This window comes from Microcella sp. (genome assembly GCF_019739195.1).
In the GTDB taxonomy this organism is placed as follows: Bacteria; Actinomycetota; Actinomycetes; order Actinomycetales; family Microbacteriaceae; genus Microcella.
In genome coordinates this window covers 1,885,624-1,907,288 of sequence record NZ_JAHHDS010000003.1, presented here as the reverse complement: position 1 = coordinate 1,907,288, position 21,665 = coordinate 1,885,624, and the positions used below count along the sequence as shown (strand labels likewise).

Annotated in this window: 17 protein-coding genes; 4 read left to right on the top strand and 13 right to left on the bottom strand. The window is 68.9% G+C overall.

The annotated features are described in order from the left end of the window. Nucleotides 1–31: 31 nt before the first annotated feature. Nucleotides 32–1,129, top strand: a complete 1,098-nt coding sequence (locus KL788_RS11030) for an AI-2E family transporter (RefSeq protein WP_293171416.1) — start codon at nt 32–34, stop codon at nt 1,127–1,129. Beyond that, nucleotides 1,126–2,586 carry a cardiolipin synthase gene (gene cls, locus KL788_RS11025; protein ID WP_293171413.1) on the top strand — a complete coding sequence of 487 codons (1,461 nt, stop codon included), beginning with the start codon at nt 1,126–1,128 and terminating at the stop codon, nt 2,584–2,586. Before KL788_RS11030 ends, cls begins: the two co-directional genes overlap by 4 nt. Nucleotides 2,587–2,595: 9 nt before the next feature. On the opposite strand, the gene KL788_RS11020 is transcribed toward cls, so the two are convergent. Next, nucleotides 2,596–3,021 (bottom strand): SHOCT domain-containing protein, encoded by a 426-nt coding sequence (locus tag KL788_RS11020; RefSeq protein ID WP_293171410.1) that lies wholly within the window; start codon nt 3,019–3,021, stop codon nt 2,596–2,598. Nucleotides 3,022–3,078: 57 nt separating this feature from the next. Here KL788_RS11020 and KL788_RS11015 point away from each other — a divergent pair, with 57 nt between their 5' ends. Then, a complete protein-coding gene (locus KL788_RS11015; RefSeq protein WP_293171407.1) occupies nt 3,079–4,893 on the top strand; it encodes an SLC13 family permease in 1,815 nt (604 codons plus the stop codon). Here the strand turns inward: KL788_RS11015 and KL788_RS11010 are convergent. The 12 genes from KL788_RS11010 to KL788_RS10955 form a co-directional block, all read right to left on the bottom strand. Further along, nucleotides 4,890–6,809, bottom strand: a complete 1,920-nt coding sequence (locus KL788_RS11010; RefSeq protein WP_293171404.1) for a PAS domain-containing hybrid sensor histidine kinase/response regulator — start codon at nt 6,807–6,809, stop codon at nt 4,890–4,892. The two genes, KL788_RS11015 and KL788_RS11010, sit on opposite strands and share 4 nt — an antisense overlap. 96 nt (nt 6,810–6,905) lie before the next feature. After that, entirely contained in the window at nt 6,906–8,228 is a 1,323-nt protein-coding gene (locus tag KL788_RS11005; protein ID WP_293171401.1) for a flavin monoamine oxidase family protein, read from the bottom strand. A gap of 14 nt (nt 8,229–8,242) precedes the next feature. Next, the gene (locus KL788_RS11000) at nt 8,243–10,006 is read right to left on the bottom strand and encodes a helicase HerA-like domain-containing protein (RefSeq protein WP_293171398.1); all 1,764 of its coding nucleotides are present in this window, start codon (nt 10,004–10,006) and stop codon (nt 8,243–8,245) included. Nucleotides 10,007–10,046: 40 nt separating this feature from the next. Beyond that, complete coding sequence (locus tag KL788_RS10995; protein ID WP_293171395.1) at nt 10,047–11,183, bottom strand: glycerate kinase; 1,137 nt, start codon at nt 11,181–11,183, stop codon at nt 10,047–10,049. Beyond that, a complete protein-coding gene (locus KL788_RS10990; RefSeq protein ID WP_293171392.1) occupies nt 11,183–13,315 on the bottom strand; it encodes a beta-galactosidase in 2,133 nt (710 codons plus the stop codon). Before KL788_RS10990 ends, KL788_RS10995 begins: the two co-directional genes overlap by 1 nt. 48 nt (nt 13,316–13,363) lie before the next feature. Beyond that, nucleotides 13,364–14,035 (bottom strand): hypothetical protein, encoded by a 672-nt coding sequence (locus tag KL788_RS10985; RefSeq protein WP_293171389.1) that lies wholly within the window; start codon nt 14,033–14,035, stop codon nt 13,364–13,366. A gap of 45 nt (nt 14,036–14,080) precedes the next feature. Further along, entirely contained in the window at nt 14,081–14,959 is an 879-nt protein-coding gene (locus tag KL788_RS10980) for a carbohydrate ABC transporter permease (RefSeq protein ID WP_428846137.1), read from the bottom strand. Between the two features lie 50 nt (nt 14,960–15,009). Then, on the bottom strand, nt 15,010–16,023 hold the full coding sequence (locus KL788_RS10975) for a carbohydrate ABC transporter permease (RefSeq protein ID WP_293171386.1): 1,014 nt from the start codon (nt 16,021–16,023) through the stop codon (nt 15,010–15,012). Nucleotides 16,024–16,059: 36 nt separating this feature from the next. Continuing rightward, entirely contained in the window at nt 16,060–17,355 is a 1,296-nt protein-coding gene (locus tag KL788_RS10970; protein WP_293171383.1) for an ABC transporter substrate-binding protein, read from the bottom strand. Between the two features lie 182 nt (nt 17,356–17,537). Further along, complete coding sequence (locus KL788_RS10965) at nt 17,538–18,482, bottom strand: hypothetical protein (protein WP_293171380.1); 945 nt, start codon at nt 18,480–18,482, stop codon at nt 17,538–17,540. Continuing rightward, nucleotides 18,479–19,330 carry a DUF6807 family protein gene (locus tag KL788_RS10960; protein ID WP_293171377.1) on the bottom strand — a complete coding sequence of 284 codons (852 nt, stop codon included), beginning with the start codon at nt 19,328–19,330 and terminating at the stop codon, nt 18,479–18,481. The genes KL788_RS10965 and KL788_RS10960 overlap by 4 nt, the downstream gene beginning before the upstream one ends. Next, on the bottom strand, nt 19,327–20,463 hold the full coding sequence (locus KL788_RS10955; protein WP_293171375.1) for a Gfo/Idh/MocA family oxidoreductase: 1,137 nt from the start codon (nt 20,461–20,463) through the stop codon (nt 19,327–19,329). The genes KL788_RS10960 and KL788_RS10955 overlap by 4 nt, the downstream gene beginning before the upstream one ends. A gap of 97 nt (nt 20,464–20,560) precedes the next feature. Between KL788_RS10955 and KL788_RS10950 the strand changes: the two genes are divergently transcribed. Then, on the top strand, nt 20,561–21,622 hold the full coding sequence (locus KL788_RS10950) for a LacI family DNA-binding transcriptional regulator (protein WP_293171372.1): 1,062 nt from the start codon (nt 20,561–20,563) through the stop codon (nt 21,620–21,622). Nucleotides 21,623–21,665 lie beyond the last annotated feature (43 nt).

Sequence of the window (21,665 nt, the reverse complement as noted above, 5' to 3'; positions counted from 1 at the left end):
GCCACCAGGCGGCAGTCGAAAGGCCACGACCATGAGCCCTGACACCCCGTCTGCCGACTCTCCCCCGCCAGGCGCCCCTCGCCGAGGCCTTCTGCGCTCGGGGCCGTTCGTCATCGGCTTCGTCGGCACCCTCGGCGTACTGTTCGCCCTGCTGCTCGGCGCCGCCGTCTCTCAGCTCGCGTACACGATCACGCTCATCTTCTTGGCGACCTTCATCAGCCTCGGGCTGTACCCGGTCGTCACCCGCCTCGAGCGGCGAGGGCTGCCCAAGGCGGGGGCGATCGGATTGGTGCTCGCGGCCTTCCTCGCCGTCGTCGCGGTGCTGCTCGTGCTCATCGTTCCCACCGTCATCGAGCAGGCGACCGAGCTCGCACGCACCCTGCCCGAGAATCTCAGCGACCTCGAGAACCAGGGCTGGTTTCTCGACCTCGACGACCAGTTCAACGGGTATCCGTTCATCGTGCTCGAGTGGGTGCGCCTGACCTCGGCAGACCCGAACCTGTGGATCACGCTGGGTGGCGGCGCCCTGCGTATCGGGGCCGACATCATCAACGGCAGTTTCGGCTTTCTGCTCGTCGTCGTCATCACGCTCTACTTCGTCGCCTCGCTCGACTCGATGAAGCAGGCGCTGTACGACCTCGTTCCCGGCTCGAAGCGCGAGAGTTTCGCCGAGATCGCCGAAGAGATCTTTGACTCGATCGGCAAGTACCTGAGCGGGCAGGTCGTCATCGCGGCGATGAACGCCCTCTTCTCGTTCATTCTGTTGAGCGTTCTCGGGGTGCGCTACGCGGGCATCCTCGCCTTCATCGCGCTCTTCATCACGCTGATTCCCGTGATCGGCCCCCTCATCAGCGCCACGCTCATGGTGCTCGTCTCGCTCTTCACCTCGCCCGCGACGGCGCTCATCGTGGCCATCGTCATGATCGTCTATATGCAGGTCGAGGCCTACTTCATCTCGCCCCGCATCATCGGCAAGGCCATCAAGATTCCCGCCTCGCTCGTGCTCATCGGCGCCGTGATCGGCGGCACCTTGCTCGGCCTGCTCGGTGCGCTCGTGGCGTCGCCCGTCGTCGCGAGCATCCTGCTCATTCTCAAAAAGGTCGTCGTGCCGAGGCAGCGCGCGCGGTGAGCGCTGACCCGCTCGACCTCATCGCGATCATCGCGGTCGCCCTGCACGTCGTGCTGGGATCAATCGCCGTCATTCTCATCTCAGCGCGACGCCGCCCATCAACGGCCATCGCGTGGATGCTCACGATCATCTTCATCCCCTACGTGGGCGCTATCGCGTTCTTCCTCGTCGGGCTCAGCCGGCTGCCGAAGCGTCGGCGCGAAAAGCAACGCGAAGTGAGCGAGCTCATTCTCGCCCGCACCGAGGGTCTCGATCGCGTGAGTCATCGTGACGAGTGGCCCGAGTGGCTCGGCTCGTCGGTGCGCCTCAACGAGAACCTCGGCGCTCTGCCGATGGTGGGCGGCACCCGCGCCGAGCTCACCGACGACTACGAGGGTTCGATCGCCTCGATGGTCGCCGACATCGACACGGCCGAACAGTACGTGCATGTCGAGTTCTTCATCCTCGCCCTCGACGACACGACCGAGCCGTTCTTCGCGGCGCTCGAGCGGGCGAGCGCGCGCGGGGTCACGGTGCGAGTTCTGAGCGACCACCTCATGAGCATCCTGTCTCCCGCTCGAAAAGCCACGCTCGCTCGCTTGGCCGCGATGGGCGCCGAATGGCACGGAATGCTCCCCCTGCGCCCGCTGCGTGGCCAGTGGCAGCGCCCCGACCTGCGCAACCACCGCAAGCTCGTGGTCGTCGACGGGCGCGTGGGCCACACGGGCTCGCAAAACATGGTGGCGTCGAACTACGGCAAGAAGAAGGCCATCAAGAGGGGCCTGCACTGGCACGAGGTCATGGTGCGGCTCGAAGGCCCGGTCGTGCGCGAGCTCGACGCCGTCTTCGTGACCGACTGGTACAGCGAGACCGACGAGCTGTTGCCGCTCGACACGACTCCGGTCGTGCTGGGCGATGACCCCGCACTGCTCGACGCGCAAGTGCTGCCGAGCGGGCCGAGCTTCGAGAACGACAACAACCTGAAGCTTTACACGACGCTCATCCACAAGGCCGAGAAGCAGGTGAGCATCACGAGCCCCTACTTCGTTCCCGACGAGGCGATTCAGCTCGCCATCATCACCGCGGCATCGCGCGGGCTGCTCGTCGAGCTCTATGTCAGCGAGGTCGGCGACCAGTTCTTCGTGTACCACGCGCAGCGCTCGTACTACGAAGACCTCTTGCGAGCCGGCGTGCGCATTTACCTGTACCGCGCCCCGACCGTGCTGCACTCGAAGCACTTCACGATCGACGACGACGTGGCGATCGTGGGCTCGAGCAACATGGATATCCGCTCGTTCAGCCTCAACATGGAGGTCTCGGTCATGGTGCACGGCGCCGATTTCGTGCAGCGCATGCGCGCCATCGAGGCCTCGTATCGCGCGCAGAGCCGCGAGCTCGTGCTCGACGAGTGGGTGCGACGACCGCGAGGCGAGAAAGTGCGTGACAGCCTTGCTCGCCTCACGTCGTCGCTGCAGTAGCTCTGATTGCTACGCGAGCGCCTTCGCCTTCATGGCATCGAACTCGGCCTGCGAGATCGTGCCGTCGGCGAGCAACGCCTTCGCCTTGGCGATCTCGTCGGCCGGGCTGGTGCCCGCCACGCCGCGAATGTATTCGGCGGCGGCCTCTTGCGACTTTTGCGCCTGCGACTGACTGCGCTTCGCCATGCCGCCGCCGCGCGCGATGAGGTAGACGAACAGCGTCACGAACGGCACGAACCAGATGAAGAGCAGCCAAACGGCCTTCCAGCCTCCGCTGAGCGACTCGTCGCGGAACAGGTCGACGACCACGCTGAAGAGCGTGATGAAGTAGGCGATGAACGCGAACGAGATGAAGAAGAGCAAAACGAAGTCCCAGACATTGCCGAGAAATCCGTCCATGGTGGTGGTCCTTTCGATGACGCGATGCGCGGCCATGCGTGCTCCGCGAGGCTCACTCTACGAAACAAAGCGCGGTTCAGTTAGTGTCAACGCGTGAGCGATATCGCGGTGACGATGCTGATTCTCGCGATCGTGGTGCTCGCGTTCGTGACCAACCGCATTCCGGTCGGTCTCATCGCTCTCGGCGCCTCGCTCGCCCTCTATGCGACGGGCATTCTCGACCTCGGTCAGACCTTCGCGGGCTTTGGTGATCCGGCCGTCATTCTTATCGCGAGTTTGTTCGTCGTCGCCGAAGGGCTCGACTCGTCGGGCCTGACAGCGTGGACCGGACAGCGCCTCATCGCGAGCGGCGGCGGTAGCTCGCGCACCCTGACGATCATCATCATGCTGGTCGTCGCGGTGCTCGCCGCCCTCATCAGTGTCAACGGCGCGGTCGCCGCTCTGCTGCCCGTCGTGGTCGTCATCGCGACGAAGATGTCGATCGCCTCGGCACGGCTGCTGCTGCCGCTCGCCTTCGGCGCGCACGCGGGCTCGCTGCTCACCCTGACCGGCTCGCCCGTCAACGTCATCATGTCTGAGCTCGCCGAAGAAGAGACCGGGCGTGCGTTCGGGTTCTTCGAGTTTGGCCTCGTCGGGGTTCCCATCGTCGCCGGCACCATTCTCATCACGGTGCTCTTCGGCAACCGCCTGATTCCGGCCCGCATCCCGACCACGCTCTCGAGCGATTTGGGCGACCACGCACGCACACTCCTCACCCAGTTCGGCGACGCCCAGCCGTTCGGCCGCGTGCGGGTGCTTTCGGGCTCGCCGCTCATCGGCAAGACCGAGGCCGAGATCGTGTTCGAAGCACCGTCTGCGGTCTCACTCATCGCTATCCAGTCACCCTCGCAACGAGGCCCGCGCGACCCGGCGGCGCCGATCCGCGTCGGCGACGTGCTCATTCTGCAGGGCACCCCCACGGCCATCCGCTCGGTGAGCGACGACTCGAAGCTCGAGGGGGTCGGCACGAGCACCGTAGCGACGAACTGGGCGACGCTCGATGCCGAGTATGGCGTGGCCGAGATCGTCATACCCCCGCGGTCGCGCGCCATCGGTGACCCGGTGTGGCCCGGCATGGTCACCGAGAGCGGCGACCTCATCGTGGTCGCCATCCAGCGCGGCGGCGAGAACGTCGGCGACCAGACCGAGCTGCGCCTCGAGGCGGGCGACATCCTGCTCGTACAGGGCCGCTGGGACGACCTCGATCAGAATCTGCGCGACCCTTCGGTCATGGTCGTGGATGCTCCCGACCAGATCCGCCGCCAGGCAGCCCCGATCGGCCGCCGTGCCTACACCGCGCTCATCGTGCTCGTGCTCATGGTCATCGCTCTCGCGACCGGCATCATGCCGCCCGCTGTAGCCGGTCTGCTTGCCGCCGGGGCGATGGTGCTCACGCGCGTTGTGTCGATCGAGAAGGCGCACCGCTCGATTCAGTGGACGACCGTGCTGCTCGTCGGCGGCATGATTCCCGTCTCAACGGCGATCACCCAGACGGGCGCGGCCGACCTGATCGCCACGGGCATCGTCGATATCGTCGGCTCGTTCGGGCCGCACATCGTCATGACTGCCCTGCTCGTCGTCACGCTCATCTTCGGCCAGCTCATTAGCAACACGGCCACTGCCCTCATCGTCGCGCCGATCGCGATCTCGGTCGCCTACGAGCTCGGGGTCTCTCCCCTGCCGTTCCTGCTGGGCGTGGCGGTCGTCTCGGCCGCCGCCGTCCTGACCCCGGTCGCGACGCCGGCGAACCTCATGATCATGGCGCCAGCCGGTCTGCAGTTCGGCGACTACTGGAAGTTCGGGCTGCCGATCATGCTGCTGTTCTTGGCGGTGGCGGCGCTGCTCGTGCCCGTGCTGTTCCCCTTCTAGCCCGAAGGAGACTCCTCGCGCAAGGCATCGCGGATCGTGCGCAGCAGCGTCTCGGCAGTGAAGGGTTTCGAGATGAAGTGGCGCACACCGGCCTCTCGTGCTCGGTCGACCGCAGCGGAGGCCGAGAGCCCGCTCGAGGCAACGATCGCGACGCCCGGGTGATTCGCCAGAACGTACGACGCCGTCGCTGCTCCGTCCATGACCGGCATCATCATGTCGGTGAAGACGAGTCGCACGCTCTCGGCGTGCTCCTGAAGCAGTGCCATGGCGTCCCGACCGTTCTTCGCCTCCACCGTGCGGTACCCGTTGCGGGCGAGGGCCTGCGACACGATTGTGCGGATGCTCGACTCGTCGTCGATCACGAGGACCAGTTCACCGTGCCCCCGCATCACCTCGCCGTTATTGCTCGAGGAAGCCGCATCCACCGCCTGAGCTTCGTCGGCGGCAGGAAGGGAGAGCGTGAAACGCGACCCCACCCCCAGCTCACTGAGCACCTGCAGGTAGCCGCCGTGACTGTGAGCGATCGCGAGACTGCTCGCCAGACCCAGACCTGTTCCGTCACCCGGGTTCTTTGTCGTGTAGAACGGTTCGAAGATGCGGCTCTGCACCTCGGGGGTCATGCCAAGCCCGGAATCTTCGATCGTCACCGTGACGTAGCGTCCGGGCTCGAGAACTGACGGCACCTCGGGGCTCGATTTCACCTGCTGTTGCCGCACCGAGATGCGCAGCGTGCCGCCGTCAGGCATAGCATCGCGAGCGTTCGTGACGAGATTGACGAGCACCTGCAGGATCTGAGTCGCATCCCCCCAGAGAGGCGGCACCGCAGCGAGGTCGATCTCGACATCGATCGACTTCGGCAGCACGGCGAGAGTGAGCGTGCCGAGCTCGTCAATCAGGCGGGAAATGTGTACGGCATCTCGAGCGCCCTCGACGCCTCGCGCGAACGAGAGCACCTGATTGATCATGTTCGCACCCCGGGTGATGGCTGATTGCATGCCGTTGAGCAGTTCCTCCTGCTCGCGCGCAGACTGCATGGTGCGCAAGAGTTGCACCGACATGAGCACCGGCGTCAGCACGTTGTTGAGGTCGTGGGCGATGCCGCCAGCGAGGGTGCCGAGGCTCTCCAGTCGTCGCGCTCGACTCTGCTGCTCTTGTTGCTCACGCAGCGCCGTGACGTCGGAGTTGACGGCGAAGTAGCTCGTCGGTCGCCCCTCGTCATCGACGATGGCCTGCCAGCGGCACGCGACGATGATGCTCCTCCCGTCTTTCGAGCGTTGCCGCATCTCTCCCGACCATCGTCCTGCGGCCGCCAGTGTCGCGGCGGGCTCCTCGAATCGCGTTGCGTCGTCGTAGATGAGCTCGCGAATGTCGCGACCGACGGCTTCGTCTCGGGTCCACCCGTAGATCTGCTCGGCACCGCTGTTCCAGTAGGTGACCCGATACTCGAGGTCTTCGGTGATGAAGGCCTCGTTCGAGATGTCGAGAAGTGAACTCATGCGCATCGCACGCTGGCTTGCCTCGTCGAGTTCGCGCCGTTGACGCTCGAGGTCAGAGACGTCTCGCAGGTGCACGGCGATTCCGTCGACCGTAGGGTAACTGCGGGTCTCGAGCCAGAGATCGAGTGTCGCGTGGTACGCGCGAGCGTTGGTGACCTCGCGGTTCTCCATCGCTCGACGTAGCGGTTGGCCAAAGTCGCTCTCGGCGGGGTCTCCCGGAAAGAGTTCACCGAGCTTCTTGCCCACGACCTCGTCGGCAGGCAACCCGAGGTACCGCTCGGCAGACCGATTGAGGTAGGTGTACCGCCACTGTCGATCGAAGAAGATCAACCCATCGGCGATTTGATCGAGCGCCTCGTCGATCCGCGGGTCGACACCGCCACCGTCGCCAGCGGCGTCACTCTGCGGGGGTCGGGGCACGGTGGGCACCCTTCTCGCTGTCATTAACGGCGTCGGCAAACGGGGTTCGCTCATGGTGGCATATCCACGCGAACCCCGCACGAAGCACGAGGCGCTTCAGGTGCCCTGGGCGAGCACCGCGGCAGCGGCCGCACGCCCCGTGCGCACTGCGCCTTCCATATAGCCGCATACCCACTGGTCACTGCCTGCGACGTAGAACGGCGGCTCGTGCGTGCCGTGCAACGAGCCGACCCCCGTGACGTCACCGGGTCGCCAGCTCGTGATGTATCCGAGCGTGAACGGGTCGATCGCCCACCGGCGCACGGCGAGCTGCTCCACCTCGCGCGCTCGCGGCCCGAAGGCAGCGACGAGTTCATCAATCAGCTCATCGTGCAGGCGCTCAGGCGAGGTGGCGAGAAACGCGCTCTGCCGCTCTGGCGGCACGAGCGCTGAGAGAATGCCGTCGCGCTGCACCCAGGTGCCGCCGAGCATGCCCACTTCGGCATACGCGGTGCCGTTGAGTCCGTCGGCGGCCCAGAAGGATTCGCTGTAGGCCGCGGTGACCTTCGACGTGAGGGCATGGCGCTGGCGATCGAGCGACGCGCGGCGAGCATCCGACAGCCCGTCGATGCGGATGCTGCGCAACGGTCCGGCAGGAATCGTCGAGATGACCACCCCCGCCGTGTAGCGCTCGCCGCTCGCGAGCGTCACGGTGCAGCCCCGCGTCGAGAGGCTCACGCGGTCGACGACGGCACCGAGGGTGATGCGGTGCCCGAGCTCGGCGGCCATGCGCAGTGCGACTGTTGCCGAGCCCTCGTCGACGCGCGAGACCTCCCACACGTCGTAGTCGTAGAAGGTCGTCGAGCCGACCGCGGCCTCTTTGCGCAGGTCGCTGAGCAGCGAGGTGCGCTCGACCGACTCGGCGGCGAGGGCGAGCATGGCCACGTCGCGCGCCCGTACGACGTTCGGGGTCGCGCCGACCTCGCGCAGCCACTGTGCGACACTCAGGCGGTCGAGCCGCTCGGCCTCGGGGTGCGACCAGGGGTCGTCGGGGTCGACCGAGCGCACGAGGTCGCCGAACGCGCGCTCGGCAATCTCGTAGCTGCGGCGGTCGTCATCGCTGAACCACGGAATGCCCTCACCGCTGACGCGGCCGTCGGCGAGCACCCACACGTCGTCGCCAGGCAGCCCGGCGAAGGCGGGCACGAGGGTCAGGCCGAGTTCGTCGACGAGCTTCGCGTAGGCCGTGTGCGAAGGCCCGACCACCTCACCGCCGAGCTGCACGAGGCGGCCGTCGGCGAGCTCGGTCTGCTCGACCCGCCCGCCCACGCGACCCCGCGCCTCGAGCACGCGCACGTCGACACCGGCCGCAGCCAGATCGCGTGCGGCCGACAGCCCGGCGAGACCGGCACCGAGCACGATGACATCGCTGGCGTTCATGCGTCGTTCTCCTTCTAGCGGCGCCCGAGGGTGCCGAAGATACCGCGCACCACCTCGCGGATCACGGTCTGGCCCGAGCGCGACCCGAGCAGGTCGCCGATCGTGTCGCCCATGGTCGGTGCAGCCTTGGTCGAGCGGCGGGTCGTCGTGCGCGTCGTCGTGCGGTCACCCTTCTGCAGGTCGCGCAACGCTTTCTCATACTCCTCTTGCGCCTTGTCTTTCTGCGTCGCCGCCTCGCGCGCGGCCTCAGCCTCGGCGGCGGCGTTCATGCGGCTGGCGAGCATCTCGTGCGCCGACTGCGGGTCGATCGCCTGGCCGTAGCGTGCCATGAGCGGCGAGGCCGCGACGGTGGCCGACACGAGGTCGGCCGGGGCGGGATCCATCGAGCCCTGCGGGGCGCGCAGTCGGGTCCACGCGACGGGCGAGGGAGCACCCTCCTCGTTCATGACCGTGACGATCGCTTCGCCGATGCCGAGCCCCATGAGCACCTCTTCGAGGTCGTAGCCCGAGTTGGGGTACGTGCGCACGGTCGCGCGCAGCGCCTTCTGATCGTCGGGCGTGTGCGCCCGAAGCTGGTGCTGCACGCGTGATCCGAGCTGGGCCAGCACGTCGGCTGGCACGTCTTTCGGCGTCTGGGTGACGAAGAAGATGCCGACGCCCTTCGAGCGGATCAGTCGCACGGTCTGGGTGATCGCGGCGAGAAAGTCTTTGCTCGCGTCCTTGAATAGAAGGTGCGCCTCGTCGAAGAAGAACACGAGCTTGGGTTTGTCGATGTCGCCGACTTCGGGCAGGTCGTTGAACAAGTCGGCGAGCAGCCACATGAGGAAGGTCGAGAACAGCGCGGGCTTGTCAGCGACACCCGGCACTTCGAGCAAGCTCACGATGCCTCGGCCGTCGGGCATCGTGCGCAAGAACTCGGCAGTGTCGAACTCGGGCTGCCCGAAGAAGACGTCGGCACCCTCGGCGGCGAAGGTGATGAGCTCGCGCAGGATGACGCCCGCGGTCGCTTTGCTCAGCCCGCCGAGCTCGGCGAGGTCGGCCTTGCCCTCGGGGCTCGTCAAAAACTGGATGACCGTGCGCAAGTCGGTGAGGTCGACGAGCGGCAGACCGTTGATGTCGGCGTAATGGAAGACGAGCCCGAGACTCGACTCTTGCGTTTGGTTGAGGCCGAGCACTTTGGCGAGCATGAGCGCCCCGAAGCTCGAGACCGTAGCGCGCACAGGCACGCCGTGACCGATGCCGCCGAGGCAGTAGAACTCGGTCGGGTGCGCCGTGGGCTGCCAGTTCTGACCGATGCCCTCGGTGCGGGCGAGCAACTTCTCGCTGCTGCTGCCAGCCACGGCGATGCCGCTCAAGTCGCCCTTGATGTCGGCCGCGAAGACGGGAACCCCGGCCGCGCTGAGCTGCTCGGCGAGCACCTGCAGCGTCTTGGTCTTGCCCGTGCCGGTCGCGCCAGCGACGAGGCCGTGCCGGTTGGTCATGGCGATCGGAATGCGCACCGGCACGTCGGGCAACGCGTCGCCGTTGACGAGCGCGCCCATCTCGAGCACCGCACCCTCCATGGCGTATCCAGAACGGATGCTCGCCACGCGCTCGGCATCGAGCGGAGCATCCGCTACCACGGCGACGACAGGTTTCGCAGGCTGCGACTTCTGCGCCTCGGCAGCCTCAGCCTGGGCGGTCTCCGCTTTCGCGGCCTCGGTCGCGGCGGCGAGCGCCGCCTCGGCATCGGCGAGAGCCTTCTTCGCGGCCTCGACGGCCTGCTGCGGATCAGTCATGGCCTCAGCCTACGGATCACGGCGCGCGGCGGCCACGCCGTCAGCGACCGTGCGCGGCCGCGAGCCGCTCCCCCGCCGCTCGCAGCCAGGTGAGCGGGTCGGCCATGGCCACGGCGGTCGAACCGGCGAGCTCGTCAAGCGCGATCGCGACGTCGAATCTCGACGCCGACACCTCGACCGGGCTGGCGTCAATCGTGCCCGCGACGAGCGCGCACGGCACTCCGGCCTTGCGAGCCTGCCGTGCGACCTCCACGGGAGCCTTGCCGCCTGCCGACTGCCCGTCGAACCGCCCCTCGCCCGTGACGACGAGCTGCGCCCCGGCGATCGACTCCGGCAGCCCGATGGCCTCGGCGATGGCGCGAGACCCCGAGGTGACCGCGGCACCCCAGGCGAGCATCCCGAAGCCGGTGCCCCCTGCCGCGCCCGCTCCGGGAGTGGCGGCCAGAGTACCGGCCGGGTCGATCGCGGTCGCGAAGCGGTCGAGCGCGCGCTCGGCGTCGGGCGCGAGCGAAACGTCGAGACCCTTCTGCGAACCGAAGACCGCGACCGCGCCGCGCGAGCCCAGCAGCGGGTTGTCGACATCGCTGAGCACGAGCGCTCCGGCCACGGGCGGTGCGACCGCGGTACCGAGGTCGACGCGCGCAAGGCTGTGCAGCCCCGCATTGCCGAGCGGCACCGGGGCATTGGCGTCATCGAGCAGCTCGACGCCGAGCGCACGCAATGCGCCGGCTCCACCGTCGGTCGAGCAGCTGCCGCCGAGCGCGAGCAGCACGCGATCGGCACCGGCGGCGAGCGCCACGGCAATGACCTGCCCGAACCCGAGCGTGTGCGCCGTCAACGGAGCGAGATCGTCGAGCAGCAACAGCCCCGAGGCTTCGGCAAGTTCGACGAGCGCCGTGCGCGAGCCGTCGGGCTCGGGCGGCAGCAGCAGCCAGCGCGCCTCGACATCGCGCTCGTCAGCAGCGGTCGCGGGGCCCGTGACGCGCGTGCGTCGCAGCTCGGCCGCTGGCAGGGCCGCCGCCACCGCGTCAACCGTACCTTCGCCGCCGTCGGCCATCGGGGCGAGCACGATCTCGTCATGCGGGCGGATGCTACGCCACCCCTCAGCGAGCGCTCGAGCTGCCTCGGCCGCCGTCGCCGTGCCCTTGAGCGAATCAGGTGCGAAGACGACGCGCATCAGGGCTCGGGCCGGGCCGGGCGCTCGAGCAGGGTCATGACCGCATCGTACGGGGCGAGTAGCTGCACGCCCAGTGAGTGCTCGGTCACTGAAGCGCGGTCGTCGGGCAGCGCTCCCGTTTCGAGTAGCACCTGCCCAGGCACCCGCAACGCCACCGGCGCCGTGCCGTGATTGATGACGGTGAGCAGCGGCCCGCGCCGGGCGACTTCGACGGTACCCGGCAGCGGGCTGCCGTCAGCCAAGGTCGCGCGACCGTCGGGCAACCGATCGGGCAGCGCGTCGGTCGCGCGCAGGCCGGTACCGTCGAGCGCCGGCTCGGCGAGCAGGTGATCGACGAGCGCGAGAGCGGCTGCCCGGTCGGGCACCGTGGCGAGGTAGCGCGCCGCACCGGCGCCGTGGGCGTGGTGCGTGAGCGCGGGGTCGCCCGTGCGGCGACCGGCGGTGAAGACGGCCTCGGCGGTGGCCTCGACCAGGTGCAGGTGCTCGGCGAGCAGTGTGCCGGTTCCGTGAAGCTCGCTGCGAGCATCCGTCGACGCGGCGAACGGCGCCCACCGCTCTCCCGGCTCCTCAGCGGGCGCACCGGGGGCGACAAGAGCGCCGAAATCTTCGAGCCGCACGCCGAGCATCGCCCCCCACCGCGGCAGGAAGCCGCCGCGGTCGCCGCCGGGCGGGGCGAACCGGTCGTGCTCGTCGACGACATCGGTGAACGGCCCGGCGAGCAGCTGCCCGCCCGCCGCGACCCAGTCGGCCACGTGCGCGGCATCGCCGTCGGTCATGAGGTACAGCGCGGGCGCGATCGCGAGCCGGTGATGAGCGGCGATACGGCCGGGCGGCACGATGTCGACCATGACGTGCCGCTCGTGCAGCGCGTCGTACCAGCGGCGCAGAATTGCGAGCTGATCGAGTGCGACCGGGTGGTCGGGGGCTTCGAGCGCCCACCAGCTCTGCCAGTCGAGCACGAGGGCGACGCGCGCGTCGTCGACGGCCGGCGGCGGCAGCTCGGGCAGCGCGGCGAGGCGTGCCCCGAGGTCGACGACTTCGCGCCAGGTGCGGGTCTGGGTGCCCGCCTGCGGCAGCATCGCCGAGTGGAACTTCTCGGCGCCCGCCCGCGACTGCCGCCACTGGAAGAACAGCACGGAATCGGCACCTCGTCCGATTGCTTGCGCGCTGAGGGCCGCCATCTGGCCGGGCGCTTTGGGTGCGTTTGACGGGCGCCAGTTGAGCGCGTTCGTCGCCTGCTCGAGCAGCAGCCACGGGGTGCCGGGCTTGAGCGAGCGCATGAGGTCGCGCTGCAGCGCCGCGGCGCGGAAGCTCTCGGGGTCATTTGGGTCGGGGTAGGCGTCGTCGCTGATGACATCGACGTGCTCGGCCCACGCCGCGTAATCGCCGGGCTTGAAGGCACCCATCATGTTGGTCGTGATGGGCTGCTGGGCGCCGGCCGCGCGCAGCACGGCCTTCTGCTCGAGATACCAGCCGAGCAGCGTGTCGCTCGTGAAACGCCGGAAGTCGAGCAGCTGCCCCGGGTTGTGCGAGTAGGGCGCAAGGCGCGGCGGTGTGATCTCGTCGAACGCGCGATAGCGCTGCGACCAGAAACTCGTGCCCCAAGCATCGTTGAGCGCGTCGATGGTGCCGTAGCGCTCGGCGAGCCAGATGCGGAAGGCATCGCGCGCGGCATCGGAGTAGTCGAGCGGCAGGTGACAGCCGAGCTCGTTGTCCACGTGCCACAGCACGACGGCAGGATGCTGCGTATAGCGCTCGGCGAGTCGCCGCACGAGAGCGAGCCCGTGCTCGCGGTAGACGCGGCTCGACACGGCGTGATGCTGCCGGCTGCCCGGCCAGTAGCTCGCGCCGCGCTCATCGGCGGCGAGCGTTTCGGGGTGCAGCGCGGCGAGCCACGGCGGCGGGCTCGCCGTCGCCGTAGCGAGGTCGACCGCGATGCCTCCTTCGTGCAGCAGGTCGATGACGCGGTCGAGCCAGTCGAAGCTCCACTCGTCAGGGCCCGGCTGCAACCGCGACCACGAGAAGATGCCGAGGCTCACCATCGTCACGCCCGCTTCGCGCATGCGCGCGATGTCGTCGGGCCAGACGCTCTCGGGCCACTGCTCGGGGTTGTAGTCGGCTCCGTAATGCACGGCCGGCTCCTTCGGTTGCGGGGTGGTCGGGGGCGTGAAGCGGTGCGGCTACCGCGGGTTGTCAGCGAGGGGATGCTCGCGAGCGTGCCTGCGCTCGACGACGACCGCTGCGGCGAAGGCCAGGCAGCCGAGCGCGGGCACGATGAGCGGGGGCAGCTGCCACGCAGCGACGCCCGTGAGTCCAACGGCGACCACCAACAGCACAGCCCCGCTCGCATCGCCCGCGACCGAAGACCGCAGCGTGCTGGCCGCCCCGCGCCAGCCGAGGGCGGGCCGCCACTGCGCGGCGAGGGCGACAAGGGATGTGACGACGGCCACGGCCGCGAGCGCGCACACCACCAGCACGAGCTCGCGGCCGGGAATCGGAGAAGTGGCGGCGACGAAGGCCGACGCGCTGAGCAGCCCGAGTGCACCGAGCACGGCGAGCGCGACCACCAGCCCGCCCAGTGCCGCGGCGCGCACATCGCCCCAGAACTCGGCGAGTCCGCTGCGCTCGGCACGCAGATAGCGCCGCAGCGAGCGCACGCCAGCCGCGAGCGCGGCGGGCAGCGTGAGCAGCGGCAGCCCGACGACGGTCACGAGCACCCCTACCCACAGCGCTTCGCCGAAGAGCGCGAAGCCGCCGGCGGCACCCGGCCACCGCAACCGGCTGCCGTCGGCGACCGGGCGTGCGGGGGCGCGCGACGCGCGGCGCGGTGAGCCCTCAGCGCGAGGCGTCACGACGCAGGCTGGTGCGGGCGGCGGAGTGCGGGCATCCTGCGATTCTCAGCCCTTGAGGCCCTGCGTCGCCACACCTTCGACGAGGAAGCGCTGGAAGATGATGAAGAACAGCAGCACCGGCAGCAGGGCGAGCACCGAGACGGCGATTGTCGCTCCGTAGTCGCTCGCGAAGGTCTGGTCGTTGAAGATACGCAGGGCGAGCGGCAACGGGTAGTTGCGCGGGCTCGTCAGATAGAGCAGTGGGCCGAGAAAGTCGTTCCAGCTCCAGATGAAGGCGAAGATCGACGACGTGATGAGCGCGGGCTTGATGAGCGGCAGCGTGATCGAGAAGTAGATGCGGGCGTGACCACACCCGTCGATGCGCGCGGCTTCATCGAGCTCTCGCGGCAGCGTGCGGATGAACTGCACCATGAGGAAGACGAAGAAGGCCTCGGTGGCGAGGAACTTGCCGATGAGCAGCGGCCAGAACGTGTCGATCATGTCGAGGTTTCTGAAGATGATGTACTGCGGAATGATCAGCACGTGGAACGGCAGCAGCAGCGTGCCGATCATGATGGCGAAGAACGTGCCGCGGCCCTTGAACGGCACCCGCGCGAAGGCGTACGCGGCCATCGAAGACGAGATGACCGTGCCGATGACGGCACCGATGCCCAGCAGGAACGAGTTGAGGAAGAAGATGGCGAGCGGCACCCCGCCCACGCCTTCGAAGACCTTGAGGTAGTTGTCGATCGTGGGAGCGATCGGAAAGAATGCCTGGTTGCTGCCGAACTCGCTGTTGGGCTTGAACGAGGCCGAGACCATCCACGCGAGCGGGTAGAGCACGACCGCGGTGAGAGCGAGGATCGCGATCGTCCAGACGACACCGGTGAGGCGGCGGTGAAGCTTCATGCCGGGGCGAACGGGCGTAACGCTCGTGATCACCATCGTGCTGGTGTCACCGCGCCAGTCGTCGCGGTCGAGGCTGCTGGCGGGGGTCATCGGTCGTCTCCGGCGTAGTGCACCCACGAGCGCGAGGTGCGGAAGAGGATGAAGGCGATGATGCCGACGGCGATGAGCAGCACCCACGCCATCGCGGACGCATAGCCCATCTGGCTGTTCGTGAACGCGCGCGTGTAGAGGTACACGGTGTAGTAGTTCGTGGCGCCGGCGGGGCCGCCTGAGCCCGAGCCAATGATGTAGGCCGAGGCGAAGACCTGGAAGGCGTTGATCATCTCGAGCAGCAGGTTAAAGAAGATGACGGGCGACAGCATGGGCAGCGTGACGCTGAAGAACTTGCGCATCGGACCTGCGCCGTCGACGCTCGCGGCTTCGTAGAGCTCGAGCGGCACCTGCTTGAGACCGGCGAGGAAGATGACCATGGGGGCACCGAACTGCCAGATAGCGAGCAGGATCATCATGGGAAGGATGAGGGCGGGGATTCCGACCCAGCCTCCGAGCTCGATGCCGAAGAGGCTCAGCCCCGAGTCGACCGGCCCATCGGTCGAGAACATCGCGCGCCAGACGATGGCAATGCTGACGCTCGCGCCGATGAGCGAGGGGGCGTAGAAGGCGCTGCGGTAGAAGCCCGTGCCGCGGCGCGGCATGTTGAGCAGGATCGCGACGCCGAGCGCGGCGGCGAGCTTGATGGGCGTGCCGACGAGCACGTACAGCAGGGTGATCTCGACCGACTGCCAGTAGCGCTGGTCGTTCATCATGCGCTCGAAGTTGCCGAGACCGATCCACTCGGGGGCCGTGAAGATGCCGTAGTCGGTGAAGGCCAGGTAGAGCGAGGCGATCATGGGCCCGGCGGTGAGGGCGAAGAAGCCCAGCAGCCAGGGCGAGAGAAAGGCGTAGCCGGCGATCGTGTCGCGGCGGCGGGCGCTGCTCTTGCGAGCGGGAGCCGGCGAGGCCCCCTGAGGGGCTCCCGCCCGGCGCTGCTGCGCCGAGCGGGAGCCGGAGACGGACTCTCCCGGTGTCGTCGACCCGGAGGTCGTGTCGATCGTGGTCATGAGTCCGTACTCCTTCGTGCGGTGGAACGCGTGGTGCTACTGGCCGAGGATGACGGCGGCTTCGTCGAAGAACTGCTGCACAGCATCCTCGACGGAGACGGCACCGAGGCCGATCGACTTTCCGAGATCCCAGAACGTCTGCTCGAGCGAACCGTAGCCGATGACCGGCACGGGCGGGGCGGCACCGATGCGGTCGGCGACCGAGTCGAGGTAGTCGGCTACCTGCGCGTCGGCACCTTCGAGAGTCGCGCCCGCGAGCTTGGTGCTCGAGGCCGGGAAGCCCAGGGTCGTGCCGAAGATCTCGCCGGCCTCGGGGCTGTTCACCACGAAGTCGAGGAAGAGCGCGGCGGCTTCAGGGTGCTCGGTGTCGGCCGAGATGGCCATCTGCAGACCGGCCTGACGGTAGAGATCTTGACCGCCGTCGACGTCGAGCGGAGGAGCGACCATCGTGAGCGATGCCGCGCCCGACTCGGCGAGGTAGCCGCCGAGGAAGTTGCTCCAGCTCATCTCGCTCGCCGTGAGCTTCGCACCGAAGCCCGAGACCGGGGCGATCTCTTCGAGACGCGACTGCGGCACCGTCACCGACTCGCGGTCAGCAGCGCCCATCTCCCAGTAGGCAGCCAGCTCGTCCTCGGTGAAGCCGAGGCCGCCGTCGGCCGTGTAGAGGTTCTTGCCCTGAGCGCGCAGCACGTTCTCGAAGTTCTGAATGCGCTGGGTGTAGTCGGTGCCGCCGTAGACGCCCGCAGCGGCGCCGGCCGCCGTGACCTCGGCCATCCACTCCGAGTACTCCTCGTAGGTGGTGCCGCCCGGGTAGGGCTCGACGCCGAGCTCGGCGAGCAGATCGTCGTTCTGGAAGACTGCCCAGGCGCTGTAGCCGGTGGGCAGCGAGTACTGCGCGCCCTCGAGCTGGCCGGTGCCGAGAAGAGCGTCGTCGAAGGCCTCGAAGTCGACGTACTCAGATACGGTGCCGAGGTCGAGCAGCAGGCCAGGCTCGCCGTACTGGCGCAGGTACGAGTCGCTGAACTGCCAGACGTCGGGCAGACCGCCACCGGCGGCCTCGGTCTGACGAACCTCCCAGTAGCTGGGGAAGTCGGTGAAGTTGCCGTTGATGGTGATGTTCGGGTACTGCTCGTTGAACGCGTCGATGAGCGTCTGGTAGCGAGCGGCACGGTCATCGTTGCCCCACCACGTGAAGGTGAGCTCGACCTCTGCCTCGGGGTCGAAGTCGCCGCCGGTCTCGGCGGGTGAGCAGCCCGAGAGGGCGAGCGCCGCGGCTGCGGCGGTGGCGGTGGCCGCGAGGGCCAAGCGCCGGGTGCGAGTGCTGAACATCATTGTCCTCCTGGAAGACGTCGCTGTAGACCACGGATAGTCGCGCTTTGGGAAAGCGTTATCCCACACCGTAGGCGACGGTCGCGCATGCGTCAAGCCCGAATGGGAATTCGCTTTCCCGCCCGCCGGCGCGACCGCCCGAGGTCGGTTCGCAGGGCGCCTGATCACACACGAAAGCCTAGGGTTCAGGCGAGCGGCAGCCTTGCGGGCACATTCCGCTCGACCAACAGGTCGTCGTCGACGACCACTGCCCGTGCCACGTGGATCGCGCTGCGCTGCAGCTCGACATCGCCCGCATCGACCTCGGCGATCTCACTGCCATCCCACGCCGGGTGGGTGAAGTAGACGACGAACGCCGCGTCGCCGCGCACTACGACGTCGGCGTGACGGGCAACCTGGCGGTCATCCGCATGCTCACCCGCAGCGGCGAGCACGAGGCCCCTCGGCGACCACGAGCGGGCGTCGCTCGAGCGGTGCACCCGCAGGCCGCGCCATTCGTCGGTGAGCATCCACCACCAGCCCCCGAGGGCGAACGCGACCGGGCCCTCGTGCGGTTGGCCGTCGATGGCGACGCCTTCGGGGCTCCAGTCGACGAGGTCGTCGCTCACGGCGACCGCCGTCGTCGACCCGGCCGCCTCGTCTTTGCACCACAGTCGCCAGCGCCCGTCGGGGCAGCGGGCGACCGCTGCGTCGATGACGAGGTCGCTCGGCAGCGGCACGCGCCCCTCGTGGTGCCACGTGTTCAGGTCGGTCGAGGTGAAGCGCTCGATCGTGCGCGCATGACCGTGCCAGCTCGTCGGAACGCCCGCGATGGCGGTGACGAAGAGGTGGTACGTGCCGGCATCGCGCACGATCGCGGGGGCCCACAGGGTGTGGATGCCCGCACCGAGCCCGGCCGCTCCGAGCTGCTCGCTCAGGCCGTCGAGCACTCCCGCGTACTGCCAGCTCGCACCGCCGTCGCGCGAGACCGCCGTGCCGATGGCGCTGCCGTGCACCCAGCCGACACCGGGCTCGGGCGCGCCCGGGCGGCGTTGCGTGTAGAGCATGCGCCACTCTCCTGCGGGGCCCTCGATGATCACCGGATCCGTCGCTCCGTCGGTGACCGGATCGCGGTAGATCGGCGCGCTCACGCGAGCAGGTCGCCTAGCTGCGACGCCGACGGCGCGCCGTCGACGACGAGCACGGTCCAGCGCCAGGTGACGGTCTCGCCGGGCTCGAGTCGCCATTCGGCGTGAAAGAACGGGGCAGCGCAGAGCATGACCACGGGGTCGACCCGCACGAACCACGGGGCCGGGCTCACGGGGTTTGCGGGGTCGGAGGCGAGTGCGATGGTGAGGCCGGGCGAGCGCAGGGCGGCCCAGTCCGCTCGCGCGCCCATCGCCGCACTGGGGTCGACCGGCGCCCCGTCGAGCAGCACCTCGGCGCCGAGAAGCGCGCGTGCGCCGCGCACGAAGAGCCCGCCGTAGCCTGCCTGCGGCCGGCCCGCGGTCGTCGGGCTGCCGAAGCGCACCGCCGCCGAAGTCGTTCCCGTCAACGAGCTCTGCCACTGCAGTCGCGTGGCCGTGGGGCTCACGACCGCCGCAGTGATGCGCCGCGACTCGTGCACGATAGTCCGGCCCTCGACCGTGCGCCAGGCGAGGGTCTCGCGCGCCGAGCCGTGGTCGAGACGCCGCTCGATGAGCTTCTGACTGCCGTTGTTGGCAAGCTGCACGTAGTCACCCTCGACAAACGTCGGGCCGCCCCAGAAGTTGTGCGGCGGTGCAGCGAGCCCCGAACCGTCATCGAGCGCGACATTCGCGACCGCGAGCGAGAGGCCGCGATGCCACGGATGGTCGTCGGGCTGATCGTCGGTGGCGACGACGCCCGCGGGAGAAGTGATCGGATGTAGCCACGGGCGCGGCGAGCCCTGCTGCTCGCGTGCGTCGGGCGCGTGCAGCGTGATGCCCGGCAGCAGGTCGCGCGCCGGGGCGACGGTCACGACGACTGCGGTGCGCGTCGACGGTCGCGCACCATGGTTTCGAGCGGCCCGCGCAGAGCCACATCGCTCAGTGCCGACTTCGCTATCGGTGCTCCGCGACCCGCCGAGGCGTAGAGCGCCGTCACGATCTCGAGCGCACGAGCGGGCTCGGCCGCGACGTCGGGCATCGGCAGCCCCGCGGCACGGGCCCCGTAGACCGCCTCGAGCAGCACGCCGTGACCGCTCGCGACCTCGTCGTCGGGCAGCGCCCATGACGCGGCGACGGCCTCATCGACCCCGGCGGCGGGCGTGATGCGCCAGTGATCGTGGCCGTGGCCGTAGAGGTGCACGAGCTCGATCGTGGCCAGATCGCAGTCGAGCCGGATGATCGACTGCTCGCGTGGGGAGAGCACGGTCGAGACCACGCTCGCGACGACTGCGCCCAGCGGATGCTCGAAGAGCACCGTGCCGGTCGCGAGGTCTTCGGTCTCGAGGTTGCGGTCGAGTCGCCACAGGGCGCCCGAGGCCTCGCTCCAGTCGCCGAGCAGATGCGCGAGCAGATCGATCTGGTGGATGCCGTGGCTCAGCAGCGTGCCGCCGCCTTCGCCCGCCCACGTGCCCCGCCAGGGCACGGCGTAGTACTCGTCGCCGCGATGCCAGAGCGTGTGGCACAGAGCGACGCGCGGCGCCCCGAAGGCTCCCTCATCGAGCAGCGCCTTGACGTGCGCGACCGCGCTGCCGGTGCGCTGCTGGAAGACGACCGCGAGCCGGCGACCCGCGGCACCGGCGGCGACGGTCATGCGATCGAGCTCGGCGAGCGAGAACGCCGGAGGCTTCTCGGCGATGACGTCGCACCCGGCCTCGACGGCCGCGATCGTCTGGTCGGCGTGACCCGAGGGCGGAGTGCAGAGGTGCACGACATCGAGCGCAGCCTCGGCGAGCATCCCCTCGAGGGTCGCGTGCACGCTCGCGAGGCGACCGTCTTCGCCATGCTGCTCGGCGAAGGCCGCTGCCCGCTCGAGACTCGAGTCGCTCACGGCGACGAGCTCGACGCCGGGCAGTGCCGCGAGCGCCTCGGCGTGCAGGCGGGCGACTCCGCCGGTGCCGAGAATGCCGGCGCGCACGACTGTCAGGGGGGCCACGGTCTCGGGCACGGAATCCTCCTCGATCGAGTCGAGCGTAACAGGGAAAGCGCTTGCCCGTACGTGGGGAGCGCCGCAGCACGACGCGTGCATGGCAGGATGTCCCTCGATGAGCGCCCCCGAGAACTCCACCCCGGCACCGGCGCCGGCAGAGAGCCGCGCGGCGGTGACCCTGCACGACGTCGCGCGCGAAGCCGGCGTCTCGCTCGCCACGGCCTCCCGCTCGCTCAACGGCAGCACGCGCAAGGTCGCGGACGAGTACCGGCAGCGGGTGATCGCCGCCGCCGAGCGCCTCAACTACACGCCCAACCTCTCGGCGCAGGCCGTCGCGCGCGGCACGTCGCGCACGGTGGCTCTGCTCGTCGCCGACATTGCAGACCCCTACTTCTCGACGATCGCCTCCGGAGTGGCCGAAGCCGCCGAAACGGCCGAACTGCTCGTCACGATGGCCGCGACCGAGCGCGACCCCGCGCGCGAACTCGAGCTCGTGCGCACGATGCGGGGCCAGCGGCCGCGGGTCATGATTCTTGCCGGCTCCCGCCGCGCCGACGACCCCCTGGGCCCCGCCTTGCGGGCCGAACTCGATGCCTTCGAGCAGACCGGCGGGCGCGTCGTGATCATCAGCACCAACGATCTCGATTTCCGCACCGTTCTGCTCGACAACGCCGCCGGAGCGCACGACCTCGCCGTCGCCCTCGCCGAGCGCGGCTATCGCGACGTCGCCGTGCTCGCCGCCCCTGAAGGCCTGCTGACCTCAGAAGACCGCTTGCGCGGGTTCAGCGAAGGCCTCGCGAGCCGAGGGGTCGCACTCGACCCTCTGGCCGTCGAACGCACGGCCTTCACGCGTGACGGCGGCTACGAGGGCATGCAACGTCTGCTCGCGTCGGGTCGCACGATCGACCTCGTCTTCGCGGTCAACGACGTCATGGCGGTCGGCGCGCTCGCGGCCGTTCGCGATGCCGGCCTCACCCCCGGCATCGACGTCGCGCTCGCGGGCTTCGACGACATCCCCACCGTGCGCGACGTCACGCCGCCGCTCACGACCGTCGCAATCGACCTCGTCGAGGTCGGCCGGCGCGCACTCGCCATGGCGCTCGACGAGCCGGCTCCCGGCAGCGATGCGCCTGTCGCCACGCGCGTCGTGCTGCGCGCATCCACGCCCGGTCGCTGAGTTTTCGCCCGCCCTCTTGCTTCGACGCGATGATGGCTCTACA

Excerpts from the sequence above, each read along its gene's own strand:
- KL788_RS11030 (WP_293171416.1), top strand. The coding sequence starts at position 32 with ATGAGCCCTGACACCCCGTCTGCCGACTCTCCCCCGCCAGGCGCCCCT.
- KL788_RS11020 (WP_293171410.1), bottom strand. The coding sequence starts at position 3,021 with ATGGCCGCGCATCGCGTCATCGAAAGGACCACCACCATGGACGGATTT.
- KL788_RS11005 (WP_293171401.1), bottom strand. The coding sequence starts at position 8,228 with ATGAACGCCAGCGATGTCATCGTGCTCGGTGCCGGTCTCGCCGGGCTG.
- KL788_RS11000 (WP_293171398.1), bottom strand. The coding sequence starts at position 10,006 with ATGACTGATCCGCAGCAGGCCGTCGAGGCCGCGAAGAAGGCTCTCGCC.
- KL788_RS10995 (WP_293171395.1), bottom strand. The coding sequence starts at position 11,183 with ATGCGCGTCGTCTTCGCACCTGATTCGCTCAAGGGCACGGCGACGGCG.
- KL788_RS10980 (WP_428846137.1), bottom strand. The coding sequence starts at position 14,959 with ATGGTGATCACGAGCGTTACGCCCGTTCGCCCCGGCATGAAGCTTCAC.
- KL788_RS10975 (WP_293171386.1), bottom strand. The coding sequence starts at position 16,023 with ATGACCACGATCGACACGACCTCCGGGTCGACGACACCGGGAGAGTCC.
- KL788_RS10970 (WP_293171383.1), bottom strand. The coding sequence starts at position 17,355 with ATGATGTTCAGCACTCGCACCCGGCGCTTGGCCCTCGCGGCCACCGCC.
- KL788_RS10950 (WP_293171372.1), top strand. The coding sequence starts at position 20,561 with ATGAGCGCCCCCGAGAACTCCACCCCGGCACCGGCGCCGGCAGAGAGC.